Here is an 8512-nt window from a genome sequence, read left to right as displayed (position 1 = left end):
CCGAGCCCCCCCCCCCCCCCCCCCCCCCCCCCCCCCCCCCCCCCCCCCCCCCCCCCCCCACGGTGTCGGGATCGCGCACGGCCGAGGACGGCGAAATCAGGTAAATGCCGCGCGCGTCCGGCAGCGCGTGGGGATGATCATGGTCGTGGCCGCAGTCATCGTCGCAGACATGGCCGTCGTGGTCATGCGCGTGCTCGTGGTGGGCGTCGTGATCGTGGGCGGCCTTGGACTTGCCGCTCTTGGACTTGCTGCTCATGCGTTGGATTCCTTGCTGCGGCGCTCGCGGAAGAACCGACGCAGCAGGTCGCCGCAGGTTTCCGCCAGCACGCCGCCGGTGACCGAGGTGTGGTGATTGAGTTTGGGGACGGCGCCGACATCCAGCACGCTGCCGCAGGCGCCCGTCTTGGGATCATGCGCGCCGAACACCACCCGCGCCAGGCGCGCGTGCAGCATGGCGCCGATGCACATGACGCAGGGTTCCAGCGTGACATAGACGCTGATGCCCGGCAGCCGGTAGTTCTCCAGCAGCGCGGCGGCGGCGCGCAGCGCCACGATCTCGGCGTGCGCGGTGGGATCGTGGTCGATGATGGTGCGGTTGTAGCCGCGGCCCAGGATGTCGCCCTGCGCCGACACCACCAGCGCGCCCACCGGCACCTCGCCGATGTCGTAGGCCTCCTGCGCCAGTTCCAGCGCCAGCCGCATGAACCGCTCGTCCTGGGCGGTCCACGGCGCGGGCGGCGCGATCAGCGCCGCCTCAGCCACGGTACACCCGCGACTTCAGCGTGATGCGGCCAGCCAGGCTGGTGACGGCCTCTTCCAGCCATTGATACAGCTCGGCGTTCTCGTCGTAGCGGGCCTGATTCAGGTTGGACACCCGGCCTTCCTCGATGAAGCCCCAGGCGCGGCTGCGCTTGTCGCGGTGCTTGGGGTCCCAGACGCCGAAGGCGAAACCGCCGGCGCGGCGGATCAGCGAGAAGCACGGAATGTCGGTGTAGCCATCGCCGACGAAGACCATCTGGTCGAACGGCACGCGCAGGCGGTCCTCGGGCACCTTGCGGTTGACCTCGAACGGCTTGTTGCGGAACTCGCGGCCGATGATGCCCTTCTGGATGTGGAACAGGTAGCGCGTCTTGTCGGTGAAGCTGACGATGCGGCGCGGAAACTCGATGCCGCCGTCGGCGCCATAAGTGAACTCGGACGCCCAGATCTCTGTGAACTCGTGGGCGATGGGCGTGGAACGCACCACGTCGCCGATGCCGCTGGAGATCAGGTAGAACTCCAGCTGCACCTGCGGATGCTCGGCGCGCACCGCCGCGCGCAGGCGCGGGAACAGGGTGGAAACGCCTTCGTGCAATTCCAGCCGCGCGCCCCAGTCACGCAGGCGCTGCTGCGTGATCGGGCCGTGCTGGCCGGCCTGCGACAGCTGAATCATCTTGTACAGATAGGCGGGCACCGGATCCCAATCGTGATGGGTCAGCAGCGGATCGACCTGGTCTTTCCAGAAACTGGCGGTGTCCACGCCGATGCTGCCCAGGAACCCGGACGTGCTGTCCGAGGCCAGCGTGTCGTCGAAGTCGAAAATCAGGGCGATGACGTCGGACATGGATATGCGTGTGTGAGGGCGACAGCCGCCATTTTGCCTGATTGCGGCGGCGGCTGCGCCCCGATGGGCGCGCGCGGACGCGCGCCCTGCCCGTCCGGCCGGCCACGGCCGCCGGCGGGCGCGGCCTTACTGGCGCATCGGCGCGCCGGTGGCCGGGGCCATGCCCGGCGTGGCGGCGGGCGGCGGCGCGCTCTCGGCCGGCGCCTGGATCACGGTCTCGCGCAATACGCCGCCGCCCTGCACGCTGCCGCGCACCTGGGTGGGCGAGGTCATCTGCGTAATGCAGTCCTGGCGGGACGCCTGCGGCAGGCGATTGCAGCGGTCCAGCATGTTCTGCTGAAGCTGGGACGTCGAGCCCTCCTGCAAGCGCTGACGATTGGCTTCCTCGCGGGCGGCGCCAGCCTCGCGCAGGCAGGCGCTGCGGTCCTGGCCCGTCGTGCCCTTCTTGCAGTTCGCCACGTCCTGCTCGTACTGCGCCTGGATGCCGGCGCGCCCGATCGGGTCGGCGGCGTGCGCGGCCGCGGCGCCCAGCACCAGTCCGGCGGCGCAGAGCGCGCCCGCGAGGCGTTTCGTGGAAATGGAACGTACATTCATAGCCAGCTCCTGAGAGACGATTGAACACACGAGCGGCTGGTCGGGAATCCGACTGCCGCTCCCATGGAACAACTATCCCACGCCGGCGCTACCGGGGCATGTCCACCGACGTGGAAACGTAAGCTGAAGTTTCATCCATTTTGGGGCCGCGCGGCGCAAAAGGCCGGCCCGGACTTGCGCTCGCGCAAGCCGTCCGCGCACCGCGCGCCCCGCGCGCCAGCATGACGCAGCGCAACAGCCGGGACGCGGTCATGGGCCTGTACATGTTGCGTCCCTTGTTACTTTGTTCCTCGCCCCTAGCGGGCGTCCCTGTCCGCGTCTTCCCGCTTCAGGCTGCCGCGATAGGTCGCGGCGCGCATCAGCAGCATGGCGGTGACCGGCGAGGACACGATCAGCAGCAGCGTGATGATGACCTCATGGAACACCGGCCGCGACGACAGCGCCGAGAACACCAGCATGGAAGACGCCAGCACGCAGCCGCAGCCCAGCGTATTGCCGAGCGTGGGCGCGTGGATGCGGGCATAGAAGGAACGGAAGCGCAGCAGGCCGGCCGAGCCAGTCAGCGCCAGCAGCCCGCCCAGCACCAGCAGGATGCTGGCCGGAATGCCCGCCCACAGCGGAATCTGCGATTCGATCATGGCTCGATCACCTCCCCGCGCAGCAGGAAGCGGGCCATGGCCGTGGAGCCCACGAAGCCGAACAGCGCGATCAGCAGCGCGATGTCGAAATACACCGACGTGCCCGACCGGATGCCGAAGACCAGCATGGTCAGCATGCCGTTGATGTAGAGGGTGTCCAGCGCCAGCACGCGGTCCTGCGCGGTGGGGCCGCGCAGCAGGCGCACGGCGGCCAGCACCATGCCCAGCGCGAAGCACACCAGGGCGAAGGACGCCGCCCAGTAAAGCACGGTGTTCATTCGAAAATCTCCTTGAGCGGACGCTCATAGCGGTCCTGCACCAGCTGCACCCATTCCTCCTCGTTCTGCAGGTCCAGCACGTGCAGCTTCAGGCAATGGTCGTCGGTCAGGTCCACCCAGACCGTGCCGGGCGTGTAGGTGACGATGCAGGCCAGCATCGCCAGGCCATGCGGATCCCGCATGCTCAGCGGGATCATGATGAACCCCGGCGAAAAATCGTTGCGGCGCGGATTCAGGATCAGCCTGGCCACCGCGATATTGGACTTGATGATGTCGACCGTCACGTTCAGGAACAGCGGCACCGCCTTCCACAGCCGCCGCGGCCGCGCCTTGAGCGGACGCAGCCGGCTGGCGGCCCAGGTGAACCACAGCGCCAGCGCCGCGCCCAGCGCGATCTGGCCGGCCGACAGGCTTTCGTTCAGCACCAGCCACAGCACGAACAGGAACAGCGGCAGGAACAGGAAATACAGGCGCCGCATCACTGGCCTCCTTGCGCCGCGCGCACCGTCTGGGCGGACATCACGGCGTCGATGTACGACTTGGGGTGATCCAGCGAGCGCGCCGCGTCGTCCAGATAGGCCGACACCGGACCGGCGCCCGCCGCCAGACCGACGCACAGCAGGATCAGCACCGCCACCGGGCCGGCCTCGATCACGCGCAGGCGCGGCGTGCTGCGGTCGTCGCTGGCCCAGAACACGCGGATGCCCGCGCGCCCCAGCCCGATCAGGCCCGCCAGGCCGGACAGCAGCACGGCGGCCACCAGCAGCCAGGCGTCCAGCGGCGGCGCGGACTCGGTCGCGGCCGACACCGCCGCCGACAGCAGCGAAAGCTTGGCCACGAAGCCCGACAGCGGCGGCAGCCCGGTCACCAGCAAGGCGCAGCTGATGAAGGCCAGGCCGAGGAAGGCCATGGCCGCCGGAATCGCCACGCCCACCACGTCGTCCGATCGATTAACCGAGGCCGGATCGTCCAGGTCGAAGGCGTCCAGTGTCACGGCCAGCACGTTGGCGCCAAAACTGCGGGTGCGCTCGATGAGCTCGGCCAGCATGAAGAAGGCGCCGGTGGTCAGCACCGAGCTGATCAGGTAGAACAGCGCCGGCCCGGTCAGCGTCACGCCCGGCATGCCCAGCGCCGTCAGCAGCGTGCCGGCGGACACGATCACGCAATAGCCGACCATCTTCTCCAGCTGCTGCGTGGCCAGCAGCCCCAGGCCGCCGAACAGCAGCGTCGCCAGACCGGCGGCGAACATCCAGTCCAGGCTGAAGGCGGCCGGCGCGCCGGTGGGCAGCAGCAGCGAGCCGATGCGCAGCAGCGCGTAGATGCCGACCTTGGTCATGATGGAGAACATGGCGGCGATGGGCGCGCCGGCCGAGCCGTAGCCCTTGACCAGCCAGAAGTTCAGCGGCCAGGCGCCCGCCTTGACCAGGAAGGCCACGCCCAGCACCGCCGCGCCGGCCTCGAACAGCATGCGGTCGGCGCCGGCCAGCTCGCCCGCGCGCAGCGCCAGATCGGCCATGTTCAGCGTGCCGGTCACGCCGTAGATCAGCGCGATGCTGATCAGCAGCAGGAAGGATGCCACCAGGTTCACGGCGATGTACTGCATGCCGGCGCTGACGCGCGCCACGCCCGAGCCGTGCAGCAGCAGGCCGTAGGACGCGGCCAGCAGCACCTCGAAGAACACGAACAGGTTGAACAGGTCGCCGGTCAGAAAGGCGCCGTTCAGGCCCATCAGCAGGAACTGGAACAGGGAATGGAAATGCACCCCGGCACGGTCCCAGCGCGCCAGCGCGTAGATCAGCGTGGCCAGGCCCAGCACCGAGGTCAGCGTCAGCATGACGGCGGCCAGCCGGTCCACCACCAGCACGATGCCGAACGGCGCGGCCCAATCGCCGACCAGGTAGACCCCCACTCCGCCCGGCCAGCCCGCCGCGCCGCCCGCGGCGGCCAGCAAGGCGATGGCGGCGGCCAGCTGGGCCACGGTGGACACCAGGGAGATCGCGCCCCGGGCATGGCGGCTGGTGTCGGCCAGCAGCAGCATCAGCGCGCCGGCGACCAGCGGCGTGACGATGGGCAATACGGGTAGATGTAGCAACCAGAAGCTCAAGATCCGGACTCCCGTCCGTCGACGTGGTCGGTGCCGGTCAGGCCCCGCGACGCCAGCAACACCACCAGGAACAGCGCCGTGGTGGCGAAGCCGATCACGATGGCCGTCAGCACCAGGGCCTGCGGCAAGGGATCGGCATACCACGACGGATCATGCGAGGCGGCCGGATCGATCACCGGCGGGCGTCCCGAGGTGAGCCGGCCCATGCCGAAGATGAACAGGTTGACCGCGTAGGAAACCAGCGACAGGCCCATGATGAACTGGAACGTCCGGGGCCGCAGCAGCAGCCAGACGCCCGAGCCCGCCAAGACGCCGATCGCGACGGCGTAAATCAATTCCATCAAGCTTCCCCTGTTTGAGCGGCCGCCGCCTGGCTTTCGACAGCGGCCTTGCGTTGCGCGCGCAGCGATTGGTGCGCCAGCGCCACCAGCACCAGCACGGTGGAGCCCACGACCAGCATGTACACGCCCAGGTCGAACAGCAACACGCTGGACAGGTGCACGTGGCCGACCAGCGGCAGCGCGATGTCCCAGGCCAGCGCGGCCAGGAACGGCTTGTAGAGCAGCCAGGCCGACACCGCCGCCGCGCCGGCGAACAGCAGGCCCAGGCCGATCCAGTTCTGCGGATTCAGCCGGCTGCGCGATTCCACCCAGTACACCCCGCCCACCATGTATTGCAGGATGACCGAGGTGGCGAAGATCAGGCCGCCGACGAAGCCGCCGCCGGGCTGGTTGTGGCCGCGCAGCAGGAAATACACCGAGATCAGGGCGGCGGTGGGCAGCAGCAGCCGCACCAGCACCGCCGGCACCATCATCCTGCCCTCGGGCAGCAGGCGCTTGATGTCGGGCGCCTCCAGCGGCACGCCGCCGTCCTGGTCCAGCTGCTGGCGCGGCAGGTCCGCGCTTTCGGCGGCGGGACGGAAGCGGCGCAGCAGCGCGTAGACGGTCAGCGCCACGATGCCCAGCACCGTGATCTCGCCAAAGGTATCGAAGCCGCGGAAGTCCACCAGGATCACGTTGACCACGTTGGTGCCGCCGCCGTCCGGCAGCGCGCGCTCGACGAAGTACGAGGAGATCGTGTCGCCCTGAGGCCGCGTCAGCACCGCGTAGGCCAGCGCCGACATGCCGCCGCCGGCGGCCACGGCCATCAGCAGGTCGCGCAGGCGGCGGCCGCGCGCCTTGAGGCTGCTCCAGGCGCCCTCGTCATCCTGCTCGATGCGGCGCGGCAGCCAGCGCAGGCCCAGCAGCAGCAGGACCAGTGTCACCACCTCGACCGACAGCTGCGTCAGCGCCAGGTCCGGCGCCGAGAACCAGACGAAGGTCAGGCAGGTCACCAGGCCCGCGCCGCCCGCCAGCGCCAGCGAGGCCAGCCGGTGGTACTTGGCCTGATAGGCCGCCGCCACCGCGCAGACGCCGCCCACCAGCCACAGCAGGGCGAAGGCCGGGTCCACCGTGGTCAGATGGCCCGCGCCATCCAGCCAGCCGCCGGCGCGCAGCGGCAGCCACGCCACGAACAGCGTGCCCAGCACGATCAGCAGCATCTGCACCTGCAGGCGCGAGGACGCCAGCCAGCGCAGCAGCCAGGACGCCGCCACGCTGGAGCCGTCCAGCAGCGTCTCGAAGCTGCGCCGGCCGTCGAAGCGGTAGATGAAGGGCACGCGGCCGGGATTGGCCAGCTGGTGCGCGCGCAGCGCCAGGTACAGCACCACGCCCGCCGTCATGGCGACCACGCTCATGACCAGCGGCAGGTTCACGCCGTGCCAGACGGCCAGGCTGTATTCGGGCATGTCCGCGCCCAGGATGCTCTGCGCGGCCGTGGCCAGGAACGGACCCACGGTGTACGCCGGGAACACGCCGACCAGCAGGCACATGAACACCAGCAGCGCGCTGGGAAACAGCATCCAGCGCGGCGGCTCGTGCGGCGCGCGCGGCAGGTCGGTGGCCGGCGGCCCGAAGAACACCTGCAGGATGAAGCGCAGCGAATAGGCCACGCTGAAGGCGCCGGCAACGGTAGCCGCCAGCGGCAGCCCGACGCGAGTGGTCCAGTCGCCGCTGACGAAGGTGGTTTCGGCGAAGAACATCTCTTTCGAGATGAAGCCGTTGAGCAGCGGCACCCCCGCCATGGACGCGGCCGCCACCATGGCCAGCGTGGCCGTGATCGGCATGGCCTTGTACAGGCCGGAGAGCCGGCCCAGGTCGCGCGTGCCGGTCTCGTGGTCGACGATGCCGGCGGCCATGAAGAGCGAGGCCTTGAAGGTCGCGTGGTTGACCATGTGGAAGATGGCGGCCACCAGCGCCAGGCTGCTGTTCAGGCCCAGCAGCAGCGTGATCAGGCCCAGGTGGCTGATGGTGGAATAGGCCAGCACGCCCTTCATGTCCTGCTGGAAGATGGCGGCGTAGGCGCCCAGCACCAGCGTGATCAGCCCCGCCCCGCCGATGATCCAGAACCAGGCGTCGGTGCCGGCCAGCACCGGCCAGAATCTCGCCAGCAGGAACACCCCGGCCTTCACCATGGTGGCCGAGTGCAGGTAGGCCGACACCGGCGTGGGCGCGGCCATGGCGTTGGGCAGCCAGAACTGGAACGGGAACTGCGCGCTCTTGGTCAGCGCGCCCAGCGCCACCAGCGCCAGCACCGCGGGATACCAGGGATCCGCGCGCACGAGGTCGCCGGCGGCCAGCACCCGGTCCATGTCGTAGCTGCCGACGATGTGGCCCAGGATCAGCACGCCGGCCAGCAGGCACAGCCCGCCCGCGCCGGTGACGGTGAGCGCCATGCGCGCGCCGCGCCGCGCGTCCAGGCGATGGTGCCAGTAGGCGATCAGCATGAACGAGGCCAGGCTGGTCATTTCCCAGAACATCACCAGCTGGATCAGGTTGCCGGACAGCACCACGCCCAGCATGGCGGCCATGAAGGCCTGGAAGAAGGAAAAGAAGCGTGGCACCGGATCTTCCGGCGACATGTAGTAGCGCGCGTACAGCACCACCAGCGCGCCCATGCCCGAGACGATCAGCGAGAACAGCCAGGCGTAGCCGTCCATGCGCAACGTGAATTGCAGCCCCAGCGCTGGCGCCCAGGGGATGTCGTAGCGGACCACGCCGCCGCCGGCGACCTGGGGATAGAGGCTCGCCACCAGCACCGCGCAGGCGAGCGCGATGAGGCCAGCCAGCCAGGCTTCGGCGTTGCGGGCGTTGGACGGCAGCAGCGCGGCGCACAGGCTGCCGGCGAACGGCAGAGCGAGGATCAGGATCAGCGACATGGCGTTCCGAGAGTGTCCGGGCCCCCTCCCGCCAGCGCC

Annotated in this window: 9 protein-coding genes and 1 pseudogene; all 10 read right to left on the bottom strand. The window is 69.5% G+C overall.

Annotation, left to right across the window (positions count from 1 at the left end):
• Nucleotides 1-256 (bottom strand): annotated as a pseudogene (locus tag ACEU5R_RS26700) (hypothetical protein); the annotation flags it as partial.
• Complete coding sequence (gene tadA / locus ACEU5R_RS26695) at nucleotides 253-744, bottom strand: tRNA adenosine(34) deaminase TadA (RefSeq protein WP_392412757.1); 492 nt, start codon at nucleotides 742-744, stop codon at nucleotides 253-255. The gene tadA and the pseudogene ACEU5R_RS26700, both read right to left, overlap by 4 nt.
• A 10-nt stretch (nucleotides 745-754) precedes the next feature.
• Nucleotides 755-1603 carry an HAD family hydrolase gene (locus tag ACEU5R_RS26690; protein WP_103274607.1) on the bottom strand — a complete coding sequence of 283 codons (849 nt, stop codon included), beginning with the start codon at nucleotides 1601-1603 and terminating at the stop codon, nucleotides 755-757.
• A 126-nt stretch (nucleotides 1604-1729) separates the two neighbouring features.
• Nucleotides 1730-2197, bottom strand: coding sequence for a hypothetical protein (locus ACEU5R_RS26685; protein ID WP_103274608.1), 468 nt, complete (start codon nucleotides 2195-2197; stop codon nucleotides 1730-1732).
• 296 nt (nucleotides 2198-2493) lie between these two features.
• Nucleotides 2494-2835: a monovalent cation/H(+) antiporter subunit G gene (gene mnhG / locus ACEU5R_RS26680; RefSeq protein WP_103274609.1), complete on the bottom strand. Its 342-nt coding sequence runs from the start codon at nucleotides 2833-2835 to the stop codon at nucleotides 2494-2496.
• Nucleotides 2832-3113, bottom strand: coding sequence for a K+/H+ antiporter subunit F (locus ACEU5R_RS26675; protein WP_103274610.1), 282 nt, complete (start codon nucleotides 3111-3113; stop codon nucleotides 2832-2834). The genes mnhG and ACEU5R_RS26675 overlap by 4 nt, the downstream gene beginning before the upstream one ends.
• Nucleotides 3110-3592 carry a Na+/H+ antiporter subunit E gene (locus ACEU5R_RS26670; protein ID WP_103274611.1) on the bottom strand — a complete coding sequence of 161 codons (483 nt, stop codon included), beginning with the start codon at nucleotides 3590-3592 and terminating at the stop codon, nucleotides 3110-3112. Before ACEU5R_RS26670 ends, ACEU5R_RS26675 begins: the two co-directional genes overlap by 4 nt.
• Nucleotides 3592-5217, bottom strand: a complete 1626-nt coding sequence (locus ACEU5R_RS26665) for a monovalent cation/H+ antiporter subunit D (RefSeq protein WP_392412755.1) — start codon at nucleotides 5215-5217, stop codon at nucleotides 3592-3594. Before ACEU5R_RS26665 ends, ACEU5R_RS26670 begins: the two co-directional genes overlap by 1 nt.
• Nucleotides 5214-5558 (bottom strand): Na+/H+ antiporter subunit C, encoded by a 345-nt coding sequence (locus ACEU5R_RS26660; RefSeq protein WP_103274613.1) that lies wholly within the window; start codon nucleotides 5556-5558, stop codon nucleotides 5214-5216. Before ACEU5R_RS26660 ends, ACEU5R_RS26665 begins: the two co-directional genes overlap by 4 nt.
• Nucleotides 5558-8473: a monovalent cation/H+ antiporter subunit A gene (locus ACEU5R_RS26655; RefSeq protein WP_392412753.1), complete on the bottom strand. Its 2916-nt coding sequence runs from the start codon at nucleotides 8471-8473 to the stop codon at nucleotides 5558-5560. Before ACEU5R_RS26655 ends, ACEU5R_RS26660 begins: the two co-directional genes overlap by 1 nt.
• Between the last annotated feature and the right edge of the window lie 39 nt (nucleotides 8474-8512).

Source organism: Achromobacter sp. 413638 (assembly GCF_043119405.1).
GTDB lineage: Bacteria > Pseudomonadota > Gammaproteobacteria > Burkholderiales > Burkholderiaceae_B > Achromobacter.
Note: the sequence above shows the minus strand (reverse complement) of the source record. Positions and strands in the feature narration are given on the sequence as shown.

Coding starts and splice junctions, on each gene's coding strand:
- ACEU5R_RS26690 (WP_103274607.1), bottom strand. CDS start 1,603: ATGTCCGACGTCATCGCCCTGATTTTCGACTTCGACGACACGCTGGCC.
- ACEU5R_RS26685 (WP_103274608.1), bottom strand. CDS start 2,197: ATGAATGTACGTTCCATTTCCACGAAACGCCTCGCGGGCGCGCTCTGC.
- mnhG (WP_103274609.1), bottom strand. CDS start 2,835: ATGATCGAATCGCAGATTCCGCTGTGGGCGGGCATTCCGGCCAGCATC.
- ACEU5R_RS26675 (WP_103274610.1), bottom strand. CDS start 3,113: ATGAACACCGTGCTTTACTGGGCGGCGTCCTTCGCCCTGGTGTGCTTC.
- ACEU5R_RS26670 (WP_103274611.1), bottom strand. CDS start 3,592: ATGCGGCGCCTGTATTTCCTGTTCCTGCCGCTGTTCCTGTTCGTGCTG.
- ACEU5R_RS26660 (WP_103274613.1), bottom strand. CDS start 5,558: ATGGAATTGATTTACGCCGTCGCGATCGGCGTCTTGGCGGGCTCGGGC.
- ACEU5R_RS26655 (WP_392412753.1), bottom strand. CDS start 8,473: ATGTCGCTGATCCTGATCCTCGCTCTGCCGTTCGCCGGCAGCCTGTGC.